At 43.1% G+C, this 25,913-nt stretch carries 26 protein-coding genes; 22 read left to right on the top strand and 4 right to left on the bottom strand.

The window, feature by feature from the left end:
• Positions 1–529 precede the first annotated feature (529 nt).
• From ACJJI8_RS11215 to ACJJI8_RS11140, 16 genes are all read left to right on the top strand, one after another.
• Positions 530–1,174, top strand: coding sequence for a hypothetical protein (locus ACJJI8_RS11215; protein WP_444935084.1), 645 nt, complete (start codon positions 530–532; stop codon positions 1,172–1,174).
• A 559-nt stretch (positions 1,175–1,733) separates the two neighbouring features.
• Positions 1,734–2,096 (top strand): hypothetical protein, encoded by a 363-nt coding sequence (locus ACJJI8_RS11210; RefSeq protein WP_444935083.1) that lies wholly within the window; start codon positions 1,734–1,736, stop codon positions 2,094–2,096.
• A 164-nt stretch (positions 2,097–2,260) separates the two neighbouring features.
• On the top strand, positions 2,261–2,647 hold the full coding sequence (locus tag ACJJI8_RS11205) for a type II toxin-antitoxin system YafO family toxin (protein ID WP_108732066.1): 387 nt from the start codon (positions 2,261–2,263) through the stop codon (positions 2,645–2,647).
• Between the two features lie 788 nt (positions 2,648–3,435).
• Positions 3,436–3,945 carry a Tse2 family ADP-ribosyltransferase toxin gene (locus ACJJI8_RS11200; protein ID WP_108732065.1) on the top strand — a complete coding sequence of 170 codons (510 nt, stop codon included), beginning with the start codon at positions 3,436–3,438 and terminating at the stop codon, positions 3,943–3,945.
• Entirely contained in the window at positions 3,942–4,178 is a 237-nt protein-coding gene (locus tag ACJJI8_RS11195) for a hypothetical protein (RefSeq protein ID WP_108732064.1), read from the top strand. The genes ACJJI8_RS11200 and ACJJI8_RS11195 overlap by 4 nt, the downstream gene beginning before the upstream one ends.
• Positions 4,179–4,729: 551 nt before the next feature.
• Positions 4,730–5,065, top strand: a complete 336-nt coding sequence (locus tag ACJJI8_RS11190) for an Imm8 family immunity protein (RefSeq protein ID WP_444935082.1) — start codon at positions 4,730–4,732, stop codon at positions 5,063–5,065.
• A gap of 117 nt (positions 5,066–5,182) precedes the next feature.
• Positions 5,183–5,578: a hypothetical protein gene (locus ACJJI8_RS11185; RefSeq protein WP_444935081.1), complete on the top strand. Its 396-nt coding sequence runs from the start codon at positions 5,183–5,185 to the stop codon at positions 5,576–5,578.
• Between the two features lie 808 nt (positions 5,579–6,386).
• Complete coding sequence (locus ACJJI8_RS11180) at positions 6,387–7,112, top strand: SIMPL domain-containing protein (RefSeq protein ID WP_444935080.1); 726 nt, start codon at positions 6,387–6,389, stop codon at positions 7,110–7,112.
• 804 nt (positions 7,113–7,916) lie between these two features.
• Positions 7,917–8,570 (top strand): hypothetical protein, encoded by a 654-nt coding sequence (locus ACJJI8_RS11175; RefSeq protein ID WP_444919224.1) that lies wholly within the window; start codon positions 7,917–7,919, stop codon positions 8,568–8,570.
• A gap of 662 nt (positions 8,571–9,232) precedes the next feature.
• Positions 9,233–9,715 (top strand): YcxB family protein, encoded by a 483-nt coding sequence (locus ACJJI8_RS11170; protein ID WP_444919223.1) that lies wholly within the window; start codon positions 9,233–9,235, stop codon positions 9,713–9,715.
• 107 nt (positions 9,716–9,822) lie between these two features.
• Complete coding sequence (locus ACJJI8_RS11165; RefSeq protein ID WP_444919222.1) at positions 9,823–10,335, top strand: SEL1-like repeat protein; 513 nt, start codon at positions 9,823–9,825, stop codon at positions 10,333–10,335.
• 856 nt (positions 10,336–11,191) lie between these two features.
• Positions 11,192–11,395 carry a cold-shock protein gene (locus tag ACJJI8_RS11160; protein ID WP_444919221.1) on the top strand — a complete coding sequence of 68 codons (204 nt, stop codon included), beginning with the start codon at positions 11,192–11,194 and terminating at the stop codon, positions 11,393–11,395.
• 632 nt (positions 11,396–12,027) lie between these two features.
• Complete coding sequence (locus tag ACJJI8_RS11155) at positions 12,028–12,483, top strand: DMT family transporter (protein WP_444935079.1); 456 nt, start codon at positions 12,028–12,030, stop codon at positions 12,481–12,483.
• A 581-nt stretch (positions 12,484–13,064) separates the two neighbouring features.
• Positions 13,065–13,691, top strand: coding sequence for a class I SAM-dependent methyltransferase (locus ACJJI8_RS11150; RefSeq protein WP_444935078.1), 627 nt, complete (start codon positions 13,065–13,067; stop codon positions 13,689–13,691).
• Positions 13,692–14,023: 332 nt separating this feature from the next.
• Positions 14,024–14,242: a hypothetical protein gene (locus tag ACJJI8_RS11145; protein ID WP_444935077.1), complete on the top strand. Its 219-nt coding sequence runs from the start codon at positions 14,024–14,026 to the stop codon at positions 14,240–14,242.
• Between the two features lie 453 nt (positions 14,243–14,695).
• A complete protein-coding gene (locus ACJJI8_RS11140; protein ID WP_413664607.1) occupies positions 14,696–14,929 on the top strand; it encodes a DUF5062 family protein in 234 nt (77 codons plus the stop codon).
• Between the two features lie 44 nt (positions 14,930–14,973).
• Here ACJJI8_RS11140 and ACJJI8_RS11135 read toward each other — a convergent pair whose 3' ends face one another.
• A complete protein-coding gene (locus ACJJI8_RS11135) occupies positions 14,974–15,723 on the bottom strand; it encodes an SDR family oxidoreductase (protein ID WP_444935076.1) in 750 nt (249 codons plus the stop codon).
• A gap of 90 nt (positions 15,724–15,813) precedes the next feature.
• Between ACJJI8_RS11135 and gcvA the strand changes: the two genes are divergently transcribed.
• The gene (gcvA, locus tag ACJJI8_RS11130) at positions 15,814–16,719 is read left to right on the top strand and encodes a transcriptional regulator GcvA (protein WP_444935075.1); all 906 of its coding nucleotides are present in this window, start codon (positions 15,814–15,816) and stop codon (positions 16,717–16,719) included.
• Here the strand turns inward: gcvA and ACJJI8_RS11125 are convergent.
• Both ACJJI8_RS11125 and ACJJI8_RS11120 read right to left on the bottom strand, forming a co-directional pair.
• On the bottom strand, positions 16,703–17,830 hold the full coding sequence (locus tag ACJJI8_RS11125) for an ISAs1 family transposase (RefSeq protein ID WP_444932648.1): 1,128 nt from the start codon (positions 17,828–17,830) through the stop codon (positions 16,703–16,705). The genes gcvA and ACJJI8_RS11125 overlap by 17 nt on opposite strands.
• A 951-nt stretch (positions 17,831–18,781) precedes the next feature.
• Positions 18,782–20,191 carry a YdgA family protein gene (locus tag ACJJI8_RS11120; RefSeq protein WP_444935074.1) on the bottom strand — a complete coding sequence of 470 codons (1,410 nt, stop codon included), beginning with the start codon at positions 20,189–20,191 and terminating at the stop codon, positions 18,782–18,784.
• Positions 20,192–21,425: 1,234 nt separating this feature from the next.
• Between ACJJI8_RS11120 and ACJJI8_RS11115 the strand changes: the two genes are divergently transcribed.
• Positions 21,426–21,815, top strand: a complete 390-nt coding sequence (locus ACJJI8_RS11115) for a hypothetical protein (RefSeq protein ID WP_444935073.1) — start codon at positions 21,426–21,428, stop codon at positions 21,813–21,815.
• A 58-nt stretch (positions 21,816–21,873) separates the two neighbouring features.
• Positions 21,874–22,224: a hypothetical protein gene (locus tag ACJJI8_RS11110; protein ID WP_444935072.1), complete on the top strand. Its 351-nt coding sequence runs from the start codon at positions 21,874–21,876 to the stop codon at positions 22,222–22,224.
• Positions 22,225–23,047: 823 nt separating this feature from the next.
• Here ACJJI8_RS11110 and ACJJI8_RS11105 read toward each other — a convergent pair.
• The gene (locus ACJJI8_RS11105) at positions 23,048–23,485 is read right to left on the bottom strand and encodes a DoxX family protein (RefSeq protein ID WP_444935071.1); all 438 of its coding nucleotides are present in this window, start codon (positions 23,483–23,485) and stop codon (positions 23,048–23,050) included.
• Positions 23,486–23,598: 113 nt separating this feature from the next.
• Between ACJJI8_RS11105 and ACJJI8_RS11100 the strand changes: the two genes are divergently transcribed.
• From ACJJI8_RS11100 to ACJJI8_RS11090, 3 genes are all read left to right on the top strand, one after another.
• Positions 23,599–24,468 carry a LysR family transcriptional regulator gene (locus ACJJI8_RS11100; protein ID WP_444935070.1) on the top strand — a complete coding sequence of 290 codons (870 nt, stop codon included), beginning with the start codon at positions 23,599–23,601 and terminating at the stop codon, positions 24,466–24,468.
• A 426-nt stretch (positions 24,469–24,894) separates the two neighbouring features.
• Positions 24,895–25,299, top strand: coding sequence for an ACT domain-containing protein (locus tag ACJJI8_RS11095; protein WP_444935069.1), 405 nt, complete (start codon positions 24,895–24,897; stop codon positions 25,297–25,299).
• Positions 25,300–25,407: 108 nt separating this feature from the next.
• A complete protein-coding gene (locus tag ACJJI8_RS11090; RefSeq protein WP_444935068.1) occupies positions 25,408–25,881 on the top strand; it encodes a CYTH domain-containing protein in 474 nt (157 codons plus the stop codon).
• The last annotated feature ends 32 nt before the right edge of the window (positions 25,882–25,913 follow it).

The following is a 25,913-nucleotide window of genomic DNA, read 5'->3' as shown; positions in this document are numbered from 1 at the left end:
TCGGCTGACTTCTGCTTAATCACCTCGGCCATTACTGACCGAGCCACTGCTGTGTTCCACCATTTTTTCTATCCCCGTGATGGTGGATAGCGGGTTGGGCCAACTTATGAGTCAGCGGCTACACTGACAGCTTCACAGCAGCAAGCTAAACAGATCCCCCAGATAGGAACGTGAACTTTTACTACACAACTGCATCATTGACTCTACCCGTTAGATCACTGGGCCTCGGTGTCCTTGGCTACCTCATCTCCAGCTAAGCTTTTTACGACGTTTCTGTTCGTCAGCTCGCAGCTTTACTAGCCGCTTCCTCCCCACAAGACCTCACAGTATTGCAGTTGCCATTCGCTAGTAGTTAGCATTTAATGGCGCCCATTAAATGGTGATCTTCCTACACGGGACTTTCACCCCATTAGTTCACGCCTATGCTGGGCTTACCAAGTACAAGCAGGTTGTTTCGAGCCTTTGGACCTTCGCAGGGCGACCTACGCTCCAGCCGTGCCCGTTGTAGTCGTTATAACCAAGGATAGATATGGAAAACAATAAGATATTTCTAACAATCAACAGAGTTAACTCAATACTCTTTCTACTATTATTGATTACTTCATTAATTGGGGCTTTTTTTATCTTTCAAGAGATAACAAAAAGCACGAGGAGAAATGCGGTAGAAATTGCTACTTCTGACAAAGAAACTAAAGAAATAATCGAGCTTTCAGATGTAGAAACAATTCGAGACAAAGGAATCCAGTATATACGTGTCTATTCAAAGCGTGACGGTGTTTTAAAGTCTGGGGGATATAGCCGAACCCTTCGAAACCTGCTTTTCTTAAGTCAAATCGGGGAGGAGCCTACATGGTTACTTCCAGACAATAACTCTCAAATTATTGAACATCGCGTTCTTAAAACATATGATAATCAAACAAATGTATCGACGTCCGACTACATATATGTGGAGATTATCCCTGAATCTGAAGGGATAAGTGCTTGTGTCAGCGCCGCCGATGGAACAACCCTGGAGTGCCTTGATACTGGATTAAACAAAATCATCCAATACGAGTATTTCTCAGATAAACAGACACTGGGCTTGCTTGTTCAAGTGTCAGATGGACTTCGCTACAAAGTTTTTGACCTTGTCTCGAAGAAGCTAGAGTCTGACAAATTTGTGATAAAGCTATAAATCGGGTAGCCGGTAGCTTCTAGCTACCGGCCCCCCCCATCGTACGGGTCCGCAATGGGCGGTTCTCTATCCGTAATGAATCTCGACCCAACGAAAGTCTTGAACAGATCTTCATTTGAGTTGAGTATCATGGCAGTGAGCTACTTCTGAGCCAGCAGCAACGCCGACAACTTCACAGCAGAAAGCTAAACAGATCTCCCCAGATAAGAATGTAAACTTTCACTACACAACTGCATCATTGACTCTACCCGCTAGATCACCCGGCTTCAGTGCCCCTAGCCACCTCGCCTCCAGGCTAAGACATGTATGATGTTTCTGTCCGTCAGCTCGTAGTTTTGCTAGCGGCCTCCTCTCCACAAGACCTCACGGTGTTGTAGTTGCCATTCGCTAGTAGTTAGCATTTAATGGCGCCCATTAAACGGTGATTTTCCTACTAGGGACTTTCACCCATTAGTCCGCGTCCATTGGGCGTACCAAGTCAATGTTGTTCGCCACTGCGTGGCTGGACTTGCTGACGCTTGCCGCAAATTGAGTCGGTAGCAAAGATCGAGAAAAATTAATGAAATCTATAAGTTACGAAAACCTAAATAGCCTCTATCAATGGATGGATTTCATCGTAAATGAAAAGGACGTTTCTTTAGATGATGTAGATTGCAATTTAAAAATATTCGGCGAAGGGGATGATGCCTATTTGGTAATCAATATATATGAAGGCGAATCTAATTCGACTGAATATTATTTCAAACCGGATAATCCTGAGAATGGTCTATTACCACTTATCTCAACTTTAGCTGAATTTAATTTCTCAGCTAAGGAAATGTTAGAAAAACTTCCATCTCAAAAATACACAGAGGATGATATCGGCTGTTATTCGATCTTCAAGGGCATGAAAATATTCAAAGAAATCGTGGTATCCAATTAAGGCCTATTGCATGAAAAAGAACACTCAAATTAACGTGAAATATTCCGTTAAACATACAACTCAAAAGCCTATCTCTGAATCATCGCTAATTATATCGTCTAAAAATACCGATAAGCCTTGGAAAAAAGGAAGAAAGAAAAGAGTAATACTGAGGAATTTACCGAATGGAAGTAAAGGTTTTTACCTCTTCTCTAATACGGGATACGATGCCAGAGTCGGAATTGGCTAGTCTTGTATCGGAATTCAGAACGTATAAAAAATCCGGAAATGCTCCGCTACTCTTTGGTCGAGATGCCTCATACAATCGTCCAGATGCTGTACTCAAAGCAGATATGCATCATATCCATCTGAAAGGCAATGAAAAATGGAGCTTAAATATTGTCCAGTTTCGAAGGTTGAGCAATCTACATCTTTTATATTGTCGAGGTTTTATGAATCCGAATGCATACCTGCTAATCGCAGTTATAGATAGAGCGCATGAAAGGGCTAGAAATATCAATTTCATGCTGGATATGGCTGAAATTGCTGAGGGTTTTAGATCTAAAGTCTAATGCTAAATCCGGTAGCCGGTAGCTTCTAGCTACCGCCCCCCACACCACCCATCATGCGGGTCCGCAATGGGCGGTTCCCTATCCTTAATGAATCTCTACCCAACGATAGTGTCAAATAGGCCTTCATTAGGGCTGAGTGTCATGGCAGTGCACAATCTCAACTTTATCCAACTGGAAACATATCGGTAGGCTAGCCCTATCTTTCAACTCAAGGATTTAGGTCCAGGCCTTCACCATGCCCAAGGTATTCATCTTAGCATTAAGCTACTATGCCGCCGGCTGACTTCTCTTTAATCACCCTGGCCATTACTGACCGAAGCGCTGCTGTGTCTCACCCTTTCATCTATCCCCGCGATGGTCACTAGCGGGCTGGGCCTATTTATGAGTCAACGGCCACGCTGACAGTTTCACAGCAGCAATCTAAACAGATCTCCCCAGATAGGGGAGTAAACTTTCACTACACATCTGCATCATTGACTCTACCCATTAAATCACCCAGCTTCGGGGTTCGTGGCCACTTCGCCTCCAGGCTAAGCCTTATAGGATGTTTCTGTTCGTCAGCTCGTAGTTTGCTAGCGGCTTCCTCCCCACAAGACATCACGGTATTGCAGTTGCCATTCGCTAGTAGTTAGCATTTAATAGAATCCATTAAATGGCGATTTTCCTACAGGGTACTTCCGTCCCATTAGTCCGCGCCCATATTGGGCGTACCAAAGCGCACAAACTGACGACTTTGCCGCCGGCTCGTTAGGCAATCACGTCATCAACAATATAACAAGGAAAAAATAGTGATATTGGAAACTACACTAACTAGACATGAAGCTATGTCTAAATTTAGGGAGCAACATCGGATAGCTAAACCGGTTGTTTATCTAAAGCAACTTGATAAACGAATGATTTATCGAATGGGAAAAAATGATACTACAAGAATAACTAGATTAAGGCATCATGAAGATAGCCGCCCAATGAAGAGTGTTAATAAAAGAACGGGGATTGAAACCTCGAAGAGGAATGAAATAATCACCTTCAAAGAAAACGATGAGCTTTATGTATTAGAAAAATCAGGTGGTGTCTCTTTATTTGATGCTATGAGCCCAAAACTTAAAATGGGAAAAAATGACTGTTGGTATTATGTGCCAAAGAATGTCGTTATACCAGAGGGAATTCTTATCGCCAAGGATGTTGAGCCTGACGCACATGGGCATTTTCACTATGCCTTCCAGCCTGCATACAGCATGAAATTATCAGAATTCACTGATAAACTGAGTGAAATCGGCACACAGATGAGAAAGGTATGAGTGAGTTAAGAGAATTATCTTATAAAGAAATATCATATATCCGTTCAGCCTTGGAAGGCTATATTGGCCTTTTGAAACTAGATATTGAATCTGAAGAAATAGATGATGATGAAAGAATGGATCTTCAAGAAGATTTACTGTTTTATGAAAAACTTCTGTATACCTTTCAGAAATCCGAGAAGCAATCTGTGGATTTAAAACAAATTCAATCTATCGCTATCAAAAAAAGGTAGTGCTTCGTATTTACTTTCCCCGCCTAAATCGGGTAGCCGGTAGTTTCTAGCTACCGCCCCCCCACACCACCCATCGTACGGGCCCGCAATGGGCGGCTCCCTATCCGTAATGAATCCCTACCCAACGAAAGTCTCGAGCAGGTCTTCATTTGAGTTGAGTATCATGGCAGTGAGCTAAACAGGTCTCCCCAGATAAGAACATGAACTCTCACTGCACAACTGCATCATTGACTCTATCCGCCAGACCACCCAGCTTCAGTGTCCTTGGCCACCTCGCCTCCAGGCTAAGCCTTATAGGATGTTTCTATTCGTCAGCTCGTAGTTTTGCTAACGGCTTCCTCCCCACAAGACATCGCAGTGTTGCAGTTGCCATTCGCTGGTAGTTAGCATTTAATGGAAACCATTATTCGGTGATCTTCCCACAGTGTACTTTCACCCCATTAGTCCACGCCCATGCTGGGCGTACCAAATAAAGGCACCCAACATCAAAACCACCGTTTCGCTTTGGTTTTGATGCAAGTACTTAAGCGTTATACGTCCAGAGAGTTCTGATGAAACCAATTATCATTAGTTACGATTGTACTGATCATGACCCGATAGATGAGTGGGTGCCAGAGGATGCTTACGATGTAGATTTCTGGATGAATTTCACAATTGGCCTAGACAGCAAGGGGGGCGACAACTTCCAGGTTCGAGTCGTTACCCCAAACAATCTTCATGGCAAGAACTCATCAAAACATGCAATTATTCTCAACGAATACACTTGGGCAATTGTATTAGCTGAAGTTGACACCATACTTGAGCACTGCCAGGGCATCAGTTGGGCTGGTATTAGTGCGCAATTATCTCAGTATTTTCACTGCGAGTATGACAATTATAAAATTTGAAAATAGGCTTTTTGGTGCAGCGCATAACAATACTCCGGCCACAAGCGGCCTCTGCCTGATGTACAAAGCGTGCTTCGCATTGTGCACTGGTTAACTTAGCCTTAAGTACACATACTGATGGATAGAATATTTCAAGACTACGAAGGCGATGTACCCGAGTTGGAAGGCTCGAAATTTACTATCGTGAAGTCGTTAATTGACGATGTTGACAAGGATATTTACCTTCTTTGGCTTTATGACGAGTTATCCGGTTCGTGGTATCGAATATTTATTGATGGGCTCTATTGCGGAATTGATAAATATCCTGAAGATCAATCTTGTAATGATGAGGATGACGATATCTCTTGGGAAGATCATTCCGGTTGGTTTAGAGGCAAGACCCTTTTATCCGCAACTGTAAGCTTCGATGGAAGAACTAATGGTGATATTATCCTCAGAATGAAGTTTGATAAGGGTAGTTTTAAACTAATATGCAAGTTTGAGGCTGGAAATTCTCACCTCGAGTTTGCTTAAATCGAGGAATCGGTGTTTCTAGCTACCGCTCCCCACACCACCCATCATGCAGGTCCGCAATGAGCGGCTCCCTATCCGTAATGAATCTCTACCCAGCGATACTGTCGAGAAGATCTTCATTTGAGCTGAGTGTCATGGCAGTGCACCACCTCAACTTTATCCGACTGGAAACATATTGCTAGGCTAGCCCTATCTTTTAACTCGTGGATCTAGGTTCAGGCCTTTACTCTTTCCAAGGTAATAATCTTGACATTAGGCTACTGTGCCGTCGGCTAACTTCTGTTTAATCACCTGACCCATTACTGACCGAGACACTGCTGTGTTCCGCCATTTTGTCTATCCCCACAATGATGGTTAGCGGGTTGCACCTATTTATGAGTCAGCGACCACCTTGACAGCTACACAGCAGCACGCTAAACAAATCTCCCCAGGTAAGAACGTGAACTTTCACCACACATCGGCATCATTGATTCTACCCCCAAGATCACACGGCTTCCATGTCCTTGGCCACCTCACCTACAGACTAATTCTTGCAGGATCTTTCTGTTCCTCAGTTCGTAGTTTGGCTAGCAGCTTCCTCCCCAAAAGATTTCGCTGTATTGCAGTTGCCATTCACTAGTAGTTAGCATTTAATGGAACCCATTAAATGGTGATCTTCCTACAAGGAACTTTCATCCCACTAGTCCACGCTCATCCTGAGCGTACCAAGTCAATTAACTGCGCGCCTTCAGCCCTACAGCTTATACTCCGCTTCGCTATATTTCAGCTGCGGGTGATTGAGGCGTTAAAACTCACAAAGGAATCGTGCGTGAAATTTATTATTTTGGCTTTATCACTTGCTATGTCATTAGCAGTTACGGCAAATCCAGTACCTAACTTTCCGTTCGTCATTGTCACAGAGAAACTTGAGCAAAAGGTAAAGCCCGATATAGTAAAAGTACGCTTTAGTATATTAGCTTATGAACAAACCTCTAATAGAGCTATGGAGCAATTAACAAAATCCTCAGCACTAATGTTGGAGGCCCTTAAAAAGCATGGAGTACTCATTTCAAGTTTAGAGTCAACCCAAATTGATAAAAATACAAAGCGAGCTAGAAAAGACGGCACTTATAATTTGGAAGTTTTGGGTTATGAGGTACAGCAAGGATTCAATTTGAGACTAACGAACCTCGATAAATACCCCAGCCTTATGAGTGAACTAATCCGGCTAGATGGTATTCAAAATATAGATGCATTCTTTGAGACGTCTAAAGAAGAAGAGTACAAGGAGAAAATGATATCTGAGCTTAGTGCAAAAGCTCGGAAAAAAGCTAATGCTCTTGCCCAAGCCCAATCTAGAAATGTGAAAAGTGTATACGGCATAACTACGGAGGAAAACTTTGGTCAGGCGTACGCTATATTTTCCTTAAAGTTCAACCCCCAAGAATATGCATTGGCTATGGCCGCAGATTCTTACGGTATGGACTTAGTTATGGCGGTACCGGAATATATTAAAGTGGGCCAAAGAATTACCGCAATATATGAACTTAACTAGCTTAAATAATAAAAAGTGTAAATCGGGTCGCCGGTAGTTTCTAACTACCGCCCCCACACCACCCATCGTACGGGTCCGCAATGGGCGTTTCCCTATCCGCAATGAATCTCTACCCAACGATAGAGCCGAGCAGCTCTTCATTTGAGTTGAGTGTCATCGCAGCGTGCAACCTCAACTTTGTCCGACTGGAAACCTATCGGCAGCAGGCTGGTCCTGTCTTTTAACCCCTGGATTTTGGATTCAGGCCTTCACCCTGTCCAAGGTATTAATCTTGGCATTTGGCTACTATGCCGTCGGCTGACTTCTGTTTAATAGCCTTGATCATTGCCGACCGAAGCTCTGCTATGTATCACTACTTATATCTATTCCCACGATGGTGGATAGCGGGTTGGGCCTATCTATGAGTCAGCTACCACGCTGACAGCTTCACAGCAGCAAGCTAAACAGATCCCCCCAGATAAGAACGTGAATTTTCACTACACAGCTGCATCCTTGACTCTACCCGTTAGATCACATGGCTTCGGTGCCCTTCGCCATCTCACCTCCAGGCTAAGCCTTATAGGATGTATCTGTCCGTCAGCTCGTAGCATTACTAGTGGACTCATTCCCACAAAACCTCACGGTATTGCAGTTGCCATTCGCTAGTAGTTAGCTTTTAATGGAGCCCATTAAAATGGTGATCTCCCTACAGGGGACTCTCACCCCAATAGTCCACGCCCATGCTGGGTACATTTTGTTCGCCGCTATCGCGGTCGGACAGCTTACGCTACGCTTCACCCGCTGCAAATACGAACGTTAAATGATATGAGTGAGTCGACTTATAATGAATTCTTAGAGTTCCTATTCAACAGGAATGAATCTCTTGGTGAGTGGAGATGGGATATTGATTTGGATGAACCTGACATCTCCGGAGAGTCATTGGTTTCTTATATTATTCGCATGTTTGATAATTATGACAGTGATTTAGCACAGTACAGCGACTGGCAGTTAGCGTTAGGATTAGAGTACATTTTTAACAATACCTTCTCCGATTTATCTTTCTATTTAAGAGATGGTCCATCTTCTTTAGAAAAGCGACTACAAGCTATACACTCGTTAAAGCACTTGTATTCAAAGTGTTTAAATTTTCGGTGCCGAGATTCTCTCGGACACCTTTCTGAGGTAGGAAATCCACTCAATAATTTTTGCTATATGCTTTGGGATACAACCCCCCTTAGCTATTGTGAGGAACTTCCTGATTCAGATGCTCTATATTCAGCTGTTGCTGAGGTCATGGAATATGCTTTATCGCTAGATAACCTTGCATGTATCGAAAGTGGTCTTCATGGATTGGGTCATCTAGAGCTTTACTACAAAGATGCCCCCAAAATAGTGAAAAAATTTATAAAGGATGCAAGAGTTAAAAATAGTAGACTGCTCGAATATGCAATAAATGCGGAAAGTGGTTGTATTCAATAAAACATTAAAAGCCGGTAGTATCTAACTACCGCCCCCCCACACCACTCTCCATACGAGTCCGCAATGGGCGGTTCCCTATCCGTATTAAATCTCTACCCAACGATAGTGTCGAGCAGCTCTTCACTTGAGCTGAGTGTCATGGCAGTCCGCCACTTCTGAGTCAGCGGCCACCCTGACAGCTTCACAGTAGCATGCTAAACAGATCTCCCCAGATAAGAACGAGAACTTTCACTACACAACTGCACCATTGACTCTATCCGGATGATCACTCGACTTCGATGCCCTTGACCACCTCGCCTCTAGGCCAAATCATATAAGACATATCTGTTCGTCTTTGCTAGCGGCCTCCTCCTCACAAGACCTCGCGGTATTGCAGTTGCCATTCACTACTACTTAGCATTTAATGGCGCCCATTAAATGGTGATCTTCCTACGCGGGACTTTCACTCCATTAGTCCACGCCCATGCTGGGTGTGCCAAATTTAAGAAAGCGGACAAATTACTAGGCCTTCGATTCCGTAATTTGCCGTTGCTAAAGGTGTTATGTGGGGCTAAGTCGAGAGCTTATTGATAGATGTGGCGTAATTGACATTAGCTTAAAGAATCACCCTGGCACTCACTGTAGCGCTACGACAAATTTACCAGACACAATAAGTTGTTTTTATGCAGCCTTTTAATACTCAATTTACCTTATCTAGAGATTACCTTGCCGAATGCTATGATCAGTCTCTACCCTATGGGAAAAATGTCAAGCCAAATTATCTTCTTCCTACATTGTTATTATCTTCTGGTGCAGGATTACTGTTATTTACTGAGCAACCTAAGATCGCAAGTTGCACGTTAATTGCATTAGGCGCGCTGGAACTGATTCACATTCGATATCGACGAGCTTGGTGGTTAGCACGGCAGATGCTTGGGAAAAGTGCCGGTAGTGAAGTGAAATTAACCATAGATAATGACGGAATCCAGACACAGAATCCTTATACGATAACAGTTCTGTCGTGGGCAGATATCGAGCGTATTATTGAAACTGATTTAGGTCTTATTTTGGTGGCTAAATCTGGGGGGCAGCAGTACTTATCTAAATCGTTATTACCAGCTGAATTAATTAATGAGATAGTTACCAAGATTAAGGGTAAACATTGATTTCAATAAAAATTAGAATCTTGCCTAGCGCACCAAGGCGAATCAGATCTTTCCGACCCTACGGGCCTCCAACAGATAGCTTTCTTTGTGTAATTTTTGGAAAAATCATGCGAAATTCAATTTTATTAATTTTGGTTCTATTCTCGGCACCTGTGTTATCAAAGGAAGATTGCGGGCTAGAATCTATCGGCTTAGAGAAGTCTTCAACTGTTGCCGAAAAACTGTATTACACAGGTACATGCCATTATCGAAATAAAGACTATGAACTATCAGCTAGGTCTTGGGAAGAGCTATCTAATCTGAAAAAGGTTGATCCAGAATTTCAGGGCTTACAAGTAGATGTGCTAAATAATCTAGGGTACTTAAAGTTCTTTGGTTTCGGAATTAAACAAGATCAAAAACTAGCGGTTTCGTACTGGGCAAAAGCTGTGTCTCTTGGCCATTATGAATCTGAGTATCATTTATGTCATGCTTATGCGGATAAAGAGCAATTAACCTATAACCTTGCCAAGGCAAAGAAGCATTGTGAAAAGGCATTGCTGATATACAAGGGGATGGAAAATCCCGACAAGGATATAATGTCAACGCTTAAAAAATATAATGCTCAAGTAAATGGGTAAAAATGCATAAATCGAGTATCCGGTAGCTTCTAGCTACCGACCTCCATACCGCCCATCATCCGGCTCCGCAATGGGCGATTCCCTATTCGCAATGAATTTCTACGCAACGATAGTGTCGATCAGCTCTTCATTTCAGTTGAGTACCATTGAAGTGCACTACCTCAACTTTATCCGACTGGAAATATGTCGGTAGGCTAGCCCTATCTTTCAACTAAAGGATTTAGGTTCAGGCCTTCACCTTATCCAAGGTATTAATCCTGGCATTTGGCTACTATGCCGTCGGCTGACTTCTTTTTAATCACCTCGACCATTGGTGACCGAGGCGTCGCCAAGTCCCACCACTTTTTTCTATCCCCACGACGGTGGTTAGCGGCTTAGGCCTACTTATGACTCAGCAGCTATACTGACAGCTTCACAGCAGCCAGCTAAACAGATCTCCCCAGATAAGAACGTAAGCTTTCACTACACAACTGCATCATTGACTCTACCCGTTAGATCACCCAGCTTCGGCATCCTTATCCACCTCGCCTACGGACTAAGCCTTATAAGATGTTTCTGTTCGTCAGCTCGTAGTTTTAATAGCGGCTTCCTCCCCACAAGGCCTCGCGGTATTGTAGTTGCCATTCGATAGCAGTTAGCATCTAATGGGCCCCATTAGTTCCCACCCATACGGGGAGCACCAAGCAGCAGCACGTAAGCCCAGCAAAAAAATGGGCAGGACGGCCTACACGCCGCTTCGCTCTGTTTCGGCCTCCCATGTGCTGGGCGTATGTGTAAATATGGTTAAGAAACCTTTTTCGTGATGGTGATAACGAAAATAGGTAATAGCAATCACCCAAGAAGAGTCATATTTAGTATGAGTACAGGTACAGTAAAGTGGTTCAATGGTGACAAAGGTTTTGGTTTTATTACTCCAGATGATGGAAGCAAAGATCTATTTGTTCACCATTCTGAAATTCAAATGAGTGGTTTCAAATCTCTGGATGAAGGGCAAAAAGTAGAATATGTTGTGGGGCAAGGGCAAAAAGGACCGTGCGCCAACAATGTAAAGTTGCTGTAAGATAGTTAACAGCATAAATCGGGTAGCCGGTAGTTTCTAGCTACCGGCCCCCACGCCACCCATCGTGCAGGTCCTCAATGGGTGGCTCCCTATTCATAATGAATCTCTACCCAACGATAGTGTCGAGCAGCTCTTCATTTGAGCTAAGTATCATGGCAATGCGCTACTTCTGAGTCACCGGCCACGCTGTCAACTTCATAGCGGCAAGTTGAACAAATCTTCCCAGATAGGAACGCGGACTTTCGTTACACAACTGCATCATTTACTCTGCCCGCTAAATCGCTCGGCCTCGCTGCCCTTGGCTACCTCGCCACCTCGCCACCTCGCCACCTCGCCACCTCGCCACCTCGCCACCAGGCTAAGTCTTATAGGATGTTTCTGTTTGTCAGTTCATAGTTTTGCTAGCGGCTTCCTCCCTCAAGACCTCGCGGTATTACAGTTGCCATTCACCAGTACTTAGCATTTAATGGCGCCCATTAAACGATGATCTTCCTACGCGGGACTTTCACCCCATTAGTTCACGCCCATGCTGGGTGTACCAAGTGCACGTTGCCGGACTAGTTTTCCGCTGCGCTCCAAACCAACCGCAAATACGAACGTTAAGTGCTGCAAGTAGTAAAGAGTGATGAAATTTGAATAGTTTAAGTACATATGCGCTACTAGTTTTTGCGCTTATAGTTGGAGGATCACTAGCATCCCAAGCAGGAGTAAACTCGCAGCTTCGTGTAGCTTTGAATTCGCCTATTCAAGCTGCATTTATTTCGTTCTTAATCGGTACAGTAATTTTGGGGACGATCTCAATTTTTCAAAATGAAAGCTGGTTTACGAAAGAATCGATTTCTGCTTTGCCGTGGTGGGCTTGGCTCGGTGGTGCTTTTGGGGCTTTTAATATCGCAATGTCGGTATTTCTTGCTCCAAAGTTAGGTGCGTTGGTATTGGCAATTTCAATTGTCTGCGGTCAAGTTATAGCTTCGATCGTTTTGGATCATAATGGATGGCTCGGGTACCCAAAAATCGAGCTATCTCTCACAAGGATTTCAGGAGCTGTTCTCATTGTTCTGGGAGTCATACTGGTAGCACGGCGATAAGCACTTAAATCGGATAGCCGGTAGTTTCTAGCTACGAGCCCCCATACAACTCATCGTGCGGGTACGCAATGGGGGCTTCCTATCCGTAATGAATTTCTACCCAACGATAGTGTTAAGCAGATCTTCATTTGGCTACCCCACGATAGTGGCTAGTGGGTTGGGCCTACTTATGAGTCAGCGGCCACACTGACAGCTTCACAGTAACAAGCTAAACAGATCTCCCCAGATAAGAACGTAAGCTATCACTACACAACTGCATCATTGACCCTACCCGTTAGATCACCCGGCATCGGTGCCCCTGGCCACCTCGCCTCCAAGCTAAGCCAAATATGATGTTTCTATTTGCCAGCGTGTAGTTTTGCTATCGACCTCCTCCCCACAAGACCTCGCGGTGTTGCAGTTGCCATTCGCTAGTAGTTAGCATTTAATGGACCCCATTCAGCAGTGATATTCCTACAAGGGATTGGTCCACGCCCATACTGGGCATACCAAGGCCAAGCAGCATCACCTTCGGGGGCTGGACCTCGCAACGCTCGGCCGCTGTTGAAGGTGTTAGATTTTCTGCTCATCGGAGATAGGGAATGTCAACGAGAAAAATCTCCAAATATTATGACTCAACAGAACACAGTGATACTCGAGAAGATTTAATTTTTGCTCTTAGCGAAGTAAAAGGAAGAAAGGTTGCTGTTGATTGTGGCTGTGGAGCAGGATCAGATATCGCTTATTTGCGCGGTAAAGATTTCACAGTTCATGCCTTTGATATCGAAAATGAATCTATATCTAGATGTCGTAAACGATTCAAAGATGATGAGCAGGTCCTTCTATCAAAGGATAGTTTTAATACTTTTAACTATCCTGAGTCCTCGCTGGTAGTTGCTGATGCCAGTCTTTTCTTTTGTCCTGAAAAAGATTTTGAGTCAGTTTGGTTGAAAATAACTAACTCTTTGACAGAGGGTGGAATCTTTTGTGGTTCATTCCTAGGGCCGAAAGACACAATGGCTGGGCCTGAATATGATAAGGAAGCATTTTGGAGTGATACTCTAGTTATGAATGAATCGAAGATAAGAAAACACCTCAGTAACTTTGAGCTATTAAAGTGGACTGAACATGACCTTTCAGGAGAAACTACAGATGGTACACCGCATCATTGGCATATATTCTCCATCGTGGCGAAAAAAAATCTAAATCGGGTAGCCGGTAGTTTCTAGCCCCCATTCCACCCATCGTGCGGCTCCGCAATTGGCGGTTCTCTATCCGTAATGAACCTCCGTTTTACTAGCGGCTTCCTCTCCACAAGATCTCTCAGTGCTGCAGTTGCCATTCGCTAGTAGTTAGCATTTAATGGAATCCATTGAACGGTAATCTCTCTACAGTGGGCTATAACTCCATTAGTCCATACCCATGCTAGGTGTACCAATTTGCTGCTAGACTTAGCATTGTGTGCTTCGTCATCACGCCAGGTGTTAAACACACGCAAGATTAGGAGCCCTCTCCGTTTTATCGCGGCTGCTGAACCCGATAATTTATAGAGGAAAGAATAATGGATGATTTAAGAAGCAGGGCTGCGAGAAGATCCAAGACCAAAGCTAAGCCCCATAAGAATAGTGCTAGAACTGAAAAGCCGTGGATTTCGGAGAAAAACTGGAAGTTGATGTATACACGTTCTGAAAAGCTTCGTAGAGCTCAGCAATTAGGGATTGAGTACCCCAAGCGAACTATGCTTCAAATCCTAAATACTGAGCTTCCTGAGAAAGATTAAGATATGCGAAATCTCCTATTCATATGCAGCCGGAATCAGTGGCGTAGTCCTACAGCTGAAGCCATTTGGAGAAAACACCCTGATTTCAGCGCTAAGTCTGCGGGTACCAGCTCGCGGGCTAAAAAAACAGTCAGTTCAGCAGATGTTCGCTGGGCTGACTTGATATTCGTCATGGAACAAAAGCATAAAAATAGGCTATTAGCAGAATTTTCTAGAATGCTGGATCATAAGCCAGTTCATGTCTTAGACATTCCAGATGAATACAAGTACATGGACCCGGAGTTAGTTCAAGAATTAGAATCCATTGTTGGGGCGTACTTGGAGAGTTAGTGCCGAGGTTCAGTCCTTAACAAATTTAGGTAAGCTGAAAAATAACTACACCTGCGGTTCCGCAGTTTCCCTCTGCTAAAAACGATAGGTGCGTAATATCGACAACCTCGTTGAGACATAATAATGAAGAAGCTCAAAAACGAAAAAGAGTTAGTGAAAAAGGCTATAGCACTCGGTACTGCATATGGCACCAAGCGAGGAGTTGTCGAGTTCGAAGCTACCGATTCAGCTCACGAGAAACTCGAATATATTTACCGTCTTTTAGTTCACGATAAGGTAATTCAACCGCTTCCAGAAGACAAAATATCACAGAAGGCAATCATGCATAGGTTGGCAATTTGGGCTTCAAAGTACTGAGCGCTCTAATAGGATTTTCAACTGAATCAAGTAGTCACTAGTGTCTAGCGAACCGCCCGATTCATACCGCCATCAGACAAGATACTTTGCCCATTGATGTATCGGGCTTCATGTGAAGCAAGAAAGACACAGGTCTGCCCGATTTCTTCGAACGTGGCAGTGCGCTGTGCGGGTATGGATCTGCGGGCAAACTCCGACAGGTTTACGTTTTCACAGAAGCCCGGCATTAAATTATTCATGCGAATATTGTATCTTGCATAACGATCACCATAGAGCTTGGCAAAACTGTGTAAAGCGCCACGCAGCATGCTCATCGGATAAGGCGCTCTCGGCTCAACCGTGTTCATTGAAGAAATATTGACGAATGCCCCTCCTCCCTGCTCGATATAAATCGGCGTGACGATACGGGCAAGCTTGACGACATTGAGCACGTACATATCGAGGCTCTCATGCCAGAGATCATCACTTAGCTCGAGTAGGGGGCCGTTGAAATCAGGATCGAACCCTACTGTTTTAATTTCTTCCGGTACCCCGCCACCATGGCCCATATTGCTAACGACGGCGTCGATACGGCCATAGGTTTGCATCGTGTCGTCGACCATTGCTTGCAGATCTGCGGTTTCGAGAACCGAACCCTGCCGCCCTATACCACCTAATTCCTTGGCCAGTTCAACACTGCGGTTGGAGGGGGACATCAACGAGACTTTGTAACCCGCCTTAGCCATTTCGCGGGCGCAGCCGGCACCAATTCCCTGACCAGCTCCAGTCATAATAGCAACTTTTGTTTCGGACATTACTCTATCCTCTAGTGCAAATAATTCATGGGTGGAGATCAATATACGATCTTTAAAAGTGGCAACAAAAGGATATAATTACATGTATTTATGAGTTTAATTCATACCAAAACACGATCTTTACCATCTTTGGCCGGCTTGCGTGGATTTGAGGCTGCGGCTAGGCATATGAGCTTTACCGATGCTGCGAAGGAGTTGAGCGTTACGCAAACGGCGATCAGTCACCAAGTGAGAAATTTGGAGTCGAGACTGGGTGTAAAACTGTTCCATCGTGCGGGAAAGTCGATTTCATTGACCGATGCTGGGAAAAAGCTGTTATCCGAAGCCAGTGAATGTTTTGATCGACTCGAAAATACGCTCCACCTCATCAAAGCCGAGAGTCAATCTCCGGTGGTAACCGTGAGCGTAACCCCCAGTTTTGCCAGCAAATGGTTGATACAGCGGTTAGGTAACTTCTGGAGAGCCTACCCCGATATACAGCTGAATGTTCACCATACCCTGGCTCTCGCCAATTTCACTAACGATAGTGTCGATATTTCCATTCGAGCTGGTGACGGAAACTGGCAAGGTTCAGTGACCAGGCTTTCGTTGCCGCTCGATTTAAGCCCGATTTGCCACCCTTCGCTGCTTAACGGCAAAAATCCTTTGAAAGTGCCTTCCGACCTCAAATTCCAAACCTTGCTGCATGAAGATAATTTTGACGATTGGGCATCGTGGCTCAAAGCAGCCGGGGTCGACGATGTCGATCCGCGATCAGGTAGCGTCATGAATGATGGTAACTCTCTCGCAATTGCAGTCGAAAACTGCCAGGGCGTTGCACTGGGCCGAATATCTCTAATCGAGGATGACTTAAAATCTGGAAGAATCGTAAAACCATTCGATGTAAGTATTGATTCCAACTTCTCTTATTATCTTGTTTGCCCATACGAAAAACTTGATACTCCTGGAGTACAGGCAGGGCTGTCCCATATAAATCAGTCTAAATGGTGGCTGTAATTATCTTGTCCAAGGTTTCATTATCCCAGCCAGCCTTTTTCCGAAGCCTTTTAATGCTCATGTCTTTTTTAAAGCTGGGCTTTGCCGCTTGCAACTGATTGAGTGCCGAATGCCTCAAGATCGCCATGTTTTCTGGTGCATTTCCTGATCTGAAGCGACTATCATCCTCACGAAAAACCACATCTAAAATCCAGTGTAACGAGTTTTCAACACCCCAGTGAGAGCGAATAATATGATTAAGTTCTGCTGAGCACGGCTCTAAACTACTGATATAGTAGCGCGTTTCGCAACTAGTTCGCCCATCTACAGTTCGCTTCGCCTGGACTGCGATAACACTTCTTAGACCGTGCCATTGCTCTTTACCTCCGAGCCAATCAATACTGTTAGTAGAGAGACATTTTCTGGATTCTATTCGGCCTCGGCTCACCTCTTCCACACAATCAGTATCGACATCCTTGTGGTACTGCATATCGAACAAATTATTAAAATGCGTGGTAATTTGCTGGTGCAGTTTGTCCTGATTGCCCTTCACAGCAATCACATAATCGCCGCCTCGTTCGATAATTTTCTGGGTGATCGTTTTCTGGCAGCCCATGGCGTCAAGCGTAATAATCGCACCATTAAGATCAAGAACCTCCAGTAACTTCGGTATGGCCGTAATCTCATTCGACTTTTCTTCTACTTTTTGCTGAGCAAGGACAAGTCGCGCCTCGGACGCAAAAGCACTCACCATATGTATAGGAGATCGCTTGCTGGCCTGATCGAAGCTGCGCCTTAGCGCCTTGCCATCGATCGCAATTACGTTACCGAGTTCTTGCTGAATACCTTGGACCCACTGCAGAAAGCAGCGCTTAAATTGTTCGGGGTCTAAGCTTGAAATAACACGGCTAAAAGTGTTTTTTGAGGGTATTCCGCTATTTAGCGGGGTGAATCGTTTTAGGTAATCTATTTTAGATTCTGCGAAATCGACAAAATCTCTACAGCTTTCAGCACCACAAATAACACCGCAAAACATGATAAGTAAAATATCGGGCAGGGCGTGCAGCTTGTGCCGATCAACTCGAGGATCTTCCATGTCGTCAAAGTGATGTAAAAGGCTTACGCTATCCATTTTGTCTGAAAAACACTCTATTTATCAAAAAAGATAGCTATTCTAGGTCTATTTTGTTCGTTTTTACACCGATTTATATGGGACAGCCCTGGGAGTACAGGCTTTTCGTAACTTTATACTCAGCGAGGTAAATCAAGCTGTTCAACGCAAGCCCGGAGAGGGATAAAGTATCGCTCAACAACAATCAATAAGCTGGACACGGCAAGGCTTTACCGGTAACCCCACGCGTTAATAGTCTTATGGAAATAATCCATCTACAAGTAAAATATTTTCAGGAAATATTGATCCAGCGGTCTCGTAGCTAATTGATGCAAGGAGTTCTGAAAATAATAATGTTTAAAATCCGAAAAAGCAAAAAGTCACGGTCACGTAACTTGATTAGGCACCAGACTCAGCACTACATGTTTTGCTAGGTGCTAAACGTGCTAAATACACATATTATATACACAAGTGTAAAATGCCGAACGGAGAACACATGAATAAAGCAAGGGATACATGTGATATTGAAGGTAGAAAATTTAGCAAAGCAGAAATCAAAAAACTGAAAATAGAGCTCTAACAATATCCCACCCTAAAGATATCAACAAAGCGATCTTTCGCAATCTAAATATATTGATAATTACTTACCAAAAAAAATACTAAAATTAAAAATAGAGCACCCCAAGCTTTAACACTTATTATTACTTAGCTTTGATTTAATAACTACATCATCAGTATTTAGAGAATCACATATGAGCTCATGATAACCACGGGGCAGCAATGTTTAGATGAGATATTATTGCGATTATACCGTCTACAACACTAACCTATGTCCAACCTTATTGGCAACCCAGGACAACACTGTTAAAACAGGAAAACAAATGAATCATCAGCCTTGGAAGAGTAACAAGAGAAGGGGAAGTATGAAGTGGCTTAAAATAAGCCACTTCTATCACAAACAGCTAATATCTGCTAAAGCGGTAGCGGCATAGGTTTTTCATTCACCTTAAGCTCGCTGTCTTTCAGGCTGACATTTGAGATGTAGCCGTCATTGGTAGACACTAACAAACCTTGCTGTTCAAGAGACGCTAATATCGTCGGCACTTGTTGAGCAGCTATTTGCTCCAGTTGCTCTTCACTCATACCTTGAGTTTGAGGGTTATTTTTCAATTGGGCTTTCATCACTTGTACGGCAATAAATTCAATCACAGCTTTATCTCCACTTAGCTCTCCGTCAACTAAGGTGTGTGACAGCCAAAAAGCCGGATCTAGCGGTTGCTCCGGTAACGCACTGATGCCAACTAAGCTAGTATGAAGGTTACTGTTAAAGCTGCCTTGTGGGAAAGTGCCACGTAAGCTGGTAATGTTCAGTTGAGGCTCGCCAGCCACTAAAGATAGCAAGTTTTCGCTCATAAACTCCATTGTCTTAGCGGTTGCTTCTTCCGTAGGTAGTTTATTAAGTGAGACGGCAAAGTCCTGATAAGACTTCATAAATTCCTGGCTGATATTGGTGACCTCAAGCTCAAGGGCCAGATCTTCACCGTGGAATTCAGCTATATCGACCTTTTTAGTTCCATAGGCAACTTGCATATTCCCCAGCTGATTTTCTGGGTTGAGTTCAGTACTGGCCTTTATATATAAATCAGCAATGTCAATATTTTCGTTTTGCTCTCTATCATTAAACTTTACAGCACCAAAGTTAATTGTTGTATCAGAATCATAAAAAGCAATTTCAAACATTGCTTCAAGGGAGGAAGGCATGGTCATATCCATAGTCAACCTTTCAACCTTAAAATCCCTTAGCTCGGAAGTAACGGTAAGGCTATCGGCACTCCCCTGATAAGCTAGTTGCTCATCCTGATATTGCCCTTTCCCTTGAAAACCGCTAAAGGTTAACTGAGCTTTTTGATTCTCAACATCAGTAGTAAATGGCGTAATGCTATCGTTATAGTAATAACCACCTAAGGCATTCATATTGCCATGGATCTGGTAAAAAGGAGCTTCCTCAGCCCAAACCAAATGTTCACGCAATTGATCACCGGCAACTTCTAGCGTCCAGCCAAGCCAACCAAAACCAGCATGCTCGCCGAAACGGAAGGGGCCGTGGGAAGCACTAAAGTCTACTTCTACAGAAAAAGGATCAATTTCAGGGGCACCTGATACATCCGAGAAAGCACTGACATCCAAGCTCACCAAAAAGGTTGTCTGGGTTGAAAACCAGGATGAATCCATGCTTTTTACTTCAACCGTGTATGCCGAATTTTCATTCGCGGCAGTGACTATTTCATCAATGGATGACTCAAGTTGAATGCCAACAATTTTCGGCGCAACAACACCTGTAAGCACTGCTGCTGGAAGCAATACTGTTAATACTTTTTTCATTGAGATAAATCCAATTTACAAATGGGATGGAAGACAGGTCTATTATCGACAGAGTTATTTCCAGCATTATCTCATATTTACAGACGACTGTAAGTCAAAATATATACTTTTCTAGTAAAGACTTCAGGCGCAATAGATATCAATTACAAAACAAGCGTACCTATAATGGCAATAAGTAAGGCAAGCTCTATGAATTCTATTGCGTACGTTATCTTGACTGGTGCGCGGTAATGGTGGAAGAAATTTACTACGTGGTACTTGGGAGATCGCGAATCAAATCTTGGATGAAGTTTTGCTCCATTGAATAATCGCCTTCTCTTTGAATATATCGGGAGAAGGTTCCGAAAATACTTGCGAAGAGCACCTTGTTGCATTCTCAACAGCGTTCATAGTTAAAGTGATCGCTATCATTAATCAACTAATGGTAGATACGAGTACCACCTCCGACATCATCGGACTACATCCAGAAATGAAGTATAGATAACAACGGGAAAGTAGAGAGAAAAAGTTGGTCTAGAAGACCAGCCGTAGTATGAGTATGAAAAGGGATGAAACCTCAACCCCTGACAGAAGACGAATATCTAGCAAAACAAGTTGAGAAACTGCATAAGGAAGTTGATTCTCCAAAAAAGTGCGACACGTTTCTAAAAGCTGAAAGATTTACATTCATTGCCCACAAACAACGGCACTCTGGTACCATATACCTGTATAGATATTCAATTACGTCCTCTCACGTCTTTTACAAACAGCTTAGCCGTGAGGAGAGCATGCGAGACAGAGAAAACCGTCGAATTACGGGGTACCTAACCCCAATGTAATGGTAGTTATGCAACCCAAAATTTGGGTAGAGCAGAAAGTTAATGATGCACGAATAAACCACAAATGCGTTGAGTTCCATAAGAGTGAGACTGAAACCTTGTGTAAAGCAGTAAGTATCTTTCGTTAACTCTCTTTACTGGGATCTCTTATATTAGGGTTGAAAGTTTATAAAGAGAATCAAGTATACCGACTGAGCTAGACTCCTAATGGACAAGTGATGTGTCCTTCCTTAAGATCAATATGAAAAAATGACCGCATAAGATGAATATAAGCTAGCGTCTACTTTACCGGTGGAGGCTTTATGTAACAGGACGTGCAAAAGGCGTAAGTAATCCTATGAATCGACGCAAGCTATTATCACTAGTTACCACTTTGAGCATCTTAATTGGCTTAGTCTTTGTCGCAACACGCCTCTATGAACCCAAATAAAGCTGCTAAGAGCAGCTCAAAAATCAGAATAGATTTGTCCGAGATCCCAGAGGCTGGAGCACTAGAAGTCGATTATCAATGGTATAAAGCTCTTGTGGTCAAAAATCCTGAAATGACAGTTTTCGTAGTGCCCTACTCCGATGGGACATATTGGTTACCAGACCCCACCTGGGAGCGCCCTTTTCTGCCATGTAACAAATTTCTCATTCGAAAAGATGGCTTTTATTGCAAAGATCCCATCCTCCATGAAGGTTGGCATGAACAAGCTCAATGGGATTCACAGGGGAGCAATAAAGGTACATTGATGCCCGATCTACAAAAGCTAAATTTTAGGGTTCAGGGCAAGTACCTAGTACTAAGCCCAGAGTACAACTAATTACCAACAAGTCAATACAGCTGATCGATTAAAGTGTTAGGAGTAAAAAATAGCTATAATGAAAGACGTATTTTTACCTATGGTTTTAATTCTATGCTCCTGTTCGTCAAGTATAAATGAAGACAGCATAAATATAGAAGCAGCGACTGAGTCTTTAGAGCGGCTATTATTAAAATGTGCAGAGAAAGGGGAGTATTTTTCTAGCGAGGTAGAACATATCGAGCCCATTGGAAAAAGACATTCCTATTGCGACCAAAGTGGTGCTTATATCAAATATGGTAGTGTATTCGTTTCAGAGTACGGTTTGTATATGCCTGCAAAGGGAGTCACTGTTGTAGAATCTGATGGCTCTGACCCCAGCTATAAAAAAATCCATGAATCTGTCTATAGCTACAAAATTCGAGGGTAAAACTCCTAACTGACCATGTATGCGGCATAAGGGTAAACCAGATAAACTAGATTTAAAAGCAACAGAAACTACTACTTAGTAAAATTTTAACAAGTAGAAAGTCTGCTAAAGTCTTACAAAATAGCGCTCTCTCCATGATACTAAAAACACTATGCGTATCGTTCTAATTATTTTAGCAATAGCTACTGCTGTCAGTTGCGCAATTCAGGTGCCTTGCAAAGGTGACGACAACCTTACCATAAGCCTGTTAATTCAAACTTGGAGTAAGCCCAGAGAACATTGAACCTATCAAGAGGGAGAGAAAGGCGAGTTCAATACATATATTGGCCACCCATACTTTCCGCTCACTTATGATTTTTTTTGGTCTATAGAAGACTCTGTGCTGTATGTAGAATACGATCAACATTATGAGAAAGAACAAAAAGAATATACGTACAATATCCTTGAGCTACAACAAGCACGCATGGTCCTTGAGCCTTTATACGGAGGGCGTAAGATTGTCCTCAATGTATATAATTTTTAAAAAGAATTGCCAGCAGACCCTGAAAATTTTATTGGAGGCAAGTCTATGCTAACCGATAGAGACTCCTGACTGTAAATGCAATGCTTAAATTCTTCAGGACACTCACTCGAGCGACAGCTAATACGGCCTGAACCGGTTACCTCATCTTCCAAGGTATCCTGAAGAGTGTCAGGTAAGGCTATTTTCCCAGTGATCCAACATTAGCAACCTCCATAAAACTATATTTCTGTTGATTGCTACTCTTGTCAGATCAATCAACGGAGTAAGCCGACATATTTCTATCCAATACACCGTAACTGGTCATATCTTATTGGCCTCTGACATTGCTCTTTGCGGTGAGGAGATATTATTTCTGACTTCCTCATCATAAAAATTAAGGCGAGTCAGTCTCGCATTCAAGGTTACAACAACCGCTAAAACGGCTAATAGGACAGTAGCTGGTAAAGCGGTGCTGAGCGCTTGCCCGGCCAGTAGGTGCGATCCCGAAGCCCCGATCAGAGCTATCGAGAAGCCAGCATATCCCCACTGTTTAAGTGTTTTGAACTTTGGTTGAAGAATTGCAATTGCGCCAATCAAATAGGCGGTTCCTAAAATTTTCAACAAATAAAGCGGGTAGCCTAAATCAACTGTTGCCTGAACAATGGCTTCCTGTCCTGTTAGTTTGGCCATGCCTGATATCATCATCAGCACCGCGAACATAGATGAGGCCACGTAAAAGATGACTACCTGTTTTCTCATGAAGGGAACCCTATTTCGTTAAATGACGGGCACAGACTAAGTGTTCTCTTATTGCAGTTATATAGACAAAAAGGCAAACTTCTATTGCATGAATGCAAAGTCAGGGTAATGTCATGGATTGGAACGATTTGAAGGTCGTTATCGCGCTTGCAGAGAAAGGAACCTTAAAGGCGGCTTCTAGGCAGTTGAATGTTAATTCAACCACTGTGTGGAGGCGGATCCAGCAGCTTGAAAGCGAGCTTTCAACGCAGCTATTTATTGTTAGTCGTCGCGGCTACCAACTGACTGAGGCGGGGCGAACTATTTTGGATAGTGCCAAGCGAATGGAGTCATTGGCCGACGGCATCCTCATTCAAAGTTCTCTGCAACATGAAAAAGTTCAAGGTTTAATTCGTGTTACCGCACCCTCAACAATGGCAACGACCACCTTGCCCGAGTGGGTTAGTGAATTCCGGAGGTCATTCCCCGACGTTGAGTTTGAGATCCTTGAAAGTGAGCAGGCTCTGGATATCGAGCATCGCGATGCGGACATTGCTATTAGGGCAAGTCATACAGCACCGGAAAACCTTATTGCACGTAAAATGAGAGATGTAATTTTAAGCATCTATGCCTCTGAAGACTTTTTGAAGGCTAGTGGGTATAACGCTCCTTTCAAGTTGTCCGAAATTGAACGCCTAACAGCTATTGACTACGTGCACTTAGATAACCCAGCAGTGCATTGGTATCAGAAACGAATTAAACACAATGCTAAATCCATATATTGTAATTCTATCACTACAGCACTGAACGCTGCGTTTAATGATCAAGGAATAGCTTTGCTACCAACTGATGATTCGTATGATCTTGTCGAACTCTATCGATTGGATGCTAAGTACAACTCATCTTTGTGGATTCTAGCTAATAAGGATCTGAGAAACACAGCACGTATCAAGGCTTTTTGGGACTTCTTAATTAATAAAATGGAAAATTATAAAGTTCAATGATTTGCATATTCCTTTGCATGGAACTATCAGGGGGAGATAAAATCCTATGTATGACGATATGTTACAACACCAAAGGTTCCTCTATCTCTTCTTCATTCTCTTGTCATCTTATTTTTCCGCCTCAAGTCCAAACCTGACTATGTAATTTACGCTTAATAGGTTTCTGATAATTCCCTGTTTATGCGGGCTTTGATAGACTGGCTATCAAACAATATGTTACAAATCAAGGGCTTCGCTTACCATTGAATATGGGCTTCAATTTCCCGCTAACAAAAAGGAATTCAGTATAAGAATCAGGCAAGAACAACCATACAAAGCCAAGCAAGATCGCAAGAACAAGTATTTGTTGGACCACCACCATTTTGCAGCCATGCTCCATATTGATTGGCGCTTGCTGTACAAGCAAGAACTTGGAATCATCAAGCAATGTCAGGAATACTAGAACTAGAGCGTCTTTTGAGCGAAATGAATCCCGAACTTATTGAAGATGAATTTGTATTTTGCACTGTTTCAGGCTCATTAGCTCAATATATTGAATGGAACCCACTTGCGAGCTTCAACGAAAAAGAAGGATTAACACTTGTCTTAACAAAGGATATCGCAAGCCGTGAGGGCTTGCAGTTTAAAAATACTTACAAGCAAATAACTTTAACCGTACATTCTAGCTTAGAGGCTGTTGGATTAACAGCCTCTGTTTCTAACAAACTAGCTTCGAAGGGTATTAGTGCAAATGTAATTGCAGCATACTTCCATGACCATATTTTTGTACAATCTGAAAAAGCAAGGGAAGCGTTGATTGCATTGAAAGAAGTCGGCAAGAACAGTTTATAAGTGCTCCAACAAGGGCATATACTGGCTGACTACTACGCTACGTTTCAGATTTTGACCACCTCGTATATGCCTATTAAGCAAGTGTTAAGATTTTAGGGTTGAGAAAGTATGGCAAAGGAAATTGAGCGGAAGTTCTTAGTTGATAAAAAGGCTATTGCTTCTTTTACAGGTGGAAAGAGAATCAAACAAGCCTATATAAGTACGGAGTCCAAAGCTGTAGTCAGAGTTCGCGTAATCGGAGATCATGCATATCTAACATTGAAAGGTGAAAGTAAAGGAATTACACGGACTGAGTTTGAGTATCCAATATCCTTTGAAGACGCAAATGAAATGATTGCGGAGCTATGTGATGGTCCCCTCATAGATAAAACGAGGTTCATAGTAGAACACGAAAAACACACTTGGGAAATAGATATCTTTCATGGAGATAATGACGGCTTGATTGTTGCTGAGGTCGAGATGCAAAGTGAATCTGAGAGTGTGGAATTGCCGGAGTGGATTGATAAAGAGGTTACTGGAGATCCAAAGTATTACAATTCCAATTTATTAGATTTTCCATTTAAAGATTGGTACAAATCATAACTAGAATGTGCACAATATTTACATATACTTCG

It is taken from the genome of Microbulbifer maximicatervae (SeqCode), assembly GCF_052467695.1.
This window is presented reverse-complemented; position numbering and strand designations above follow the sequence as displayed.

Coding starts and splice junctions, on each gene's coding strand:
- ACJJI8_RS11215 (WP_444935084.1), top strand. CDS start 530: ATGGAAAACAATAAGATATTTCTAACAATCAACAGAGTTAACTCAATA.
- ACJJI8_RS11210 (WP_444935083.1), top strand. CDS start 1,734: ATGAAATCTATAAGTTACGAAAACCTAAATAGCCTCTATCAATGGATG.
- ACJJI8_RS11205 (WP_108732066.1), top strand. CDS start 2,261: ATGGAAGTAAAGGTTTTTACCTCTTCTCTAATACGGGATACGATGCCA.
- ACJJI8_RS11195 (WP_108732064.1), top strand. CDS start 3,942: ATGAGTGAGTTAAGAGAATTATCTTATAAAGAAATATCATATATCCGT.
- ACJJI8_RS11190 (WP_444935082.1), top strand. CDS start 4,730: ATGAAACCAATTATCATTAGTTACGATTGTACTGATCATGACCCGATA.
- ACJJI8_RS11185 (WP_444935081.1), top strand. CDS start 5,183: ATGGATAGAATATTTCAAGACTACGAAGGCGATGTACCCGAGTTGGAA.
- ACJJI8_RS11175 (WP_444919224.1), top strand. CDS start 7,917: ATGAGTGAGTCGACTTATAATGAATTCTTAGAGTTCCTATTCAACAGG.
- ACJJI8_RS11170 (WP_444919223.1), top strand. CDS start 9,233: ATGCAGCCTTTTAATACTCAATTTACCTTATCTAGAGATTACCTTGCC.
- ACJJI8_RS11165 (WP_444919222.1), top strand. CDS start 9,823: ATGCGAAATTCAATTTTATTAATTTTGGTTCTATTCTCGGCACCTGTG.
- ACJJI8_RS11160 (WP_444919221.1), top strand. CDS start 11,192: ATGAGTACAGGTACAGTAAAGTGGTTCAATGGTGACAAAGGTTTTGGT.
- ACJJI8_RS11150 (WP_444935078.1), top strand. CDS start 13,065: ATGTCAACGAGAAAAATCTCCAAATATTATGACTCAACAGAACACAGT.
- ACJJI8_RS11145 (WP_444935077.1), top strand. CDS start 14,024: ATGGATGATTTAAGAAGCAGGGCTGCGAGAAGATCCAAGACCAAAGCT.
- ACJJI8_RS11140 (WP_413664607.1), top strand. CDS start 14,696: ATGAAGAAGCTCAAAAACGAAAAAGAGTTAGTGAAAAAGGCTATAGCA.
- ACJJI8_RS11135 (WP_444935076.1), bottom strand. CDS start 15,723: ATGTCCGAAACAAAAGTTGCTATTATGACTGGAGCTGGTCAGGGAATT.
- gcvA (WP_444935075.1), top strand. CDS start 15,814: ATGAGTTTAATTCATACCAAAACACGATCTTTACCATCTTTGGCCGGC.
- ACJJI8_RS11125 (WP_444932648.1), bottom strand. CDS start 17,830: ATGGATAGCGTAAGCCTTTTACATCACTTTGACGACATGGAAGATCCT.
- ACJJI8_RS11120 (WP_444935074.1), bottom strand. CDS start 20,191: ATGAAAAAAGTATTAACAGTATTGCTTCCAGCAGCAGTGCTTACAGGT.
- ACJJI8_RS11115 (WP_444935073.1), top strand. CDS start 21,426: ATGAACCCAAATAAAGCTGCTAAGAGCAGCTCAAAAATCAGAATAGAT.
- ACJJI8_RS11110 (WP_444935072.1), top strand. CDS start 21,874: ATGAAAGACGTATTTTTACCTATGGTTTTAATTCTATGCTCCTGTTCG.
- ACJJI8_RS11105 (WP_444935071.1), bottom strand. CDS start 23,485: ATGAGAAAACAGGTAGTCATCTTTTACGTGGCCTCATCTATGTTCGCG.
- ACJJI8_RS11100 (WP_444935070.1), top strand. CDS start 23,599: ATGGATTGGAACGATTTGAAGGTCGTTATCGCGCTTGCAGAGAAAGGA.
- ACJJI8_RS11095 (WP_444935069.1), top strand. CDS start 24,895: ATGTCAGGAATACTAGAACTAGAGCGTCTTTTGAGCGAAATGAATCCC.
- ACJJI8_RS11090 (WP_444935068.1), top strand. CDS start 25,408: ATGGCAAAGGAAATTGAGCGGAAGTTCTTAGTTGATAAAAAGGCTATT.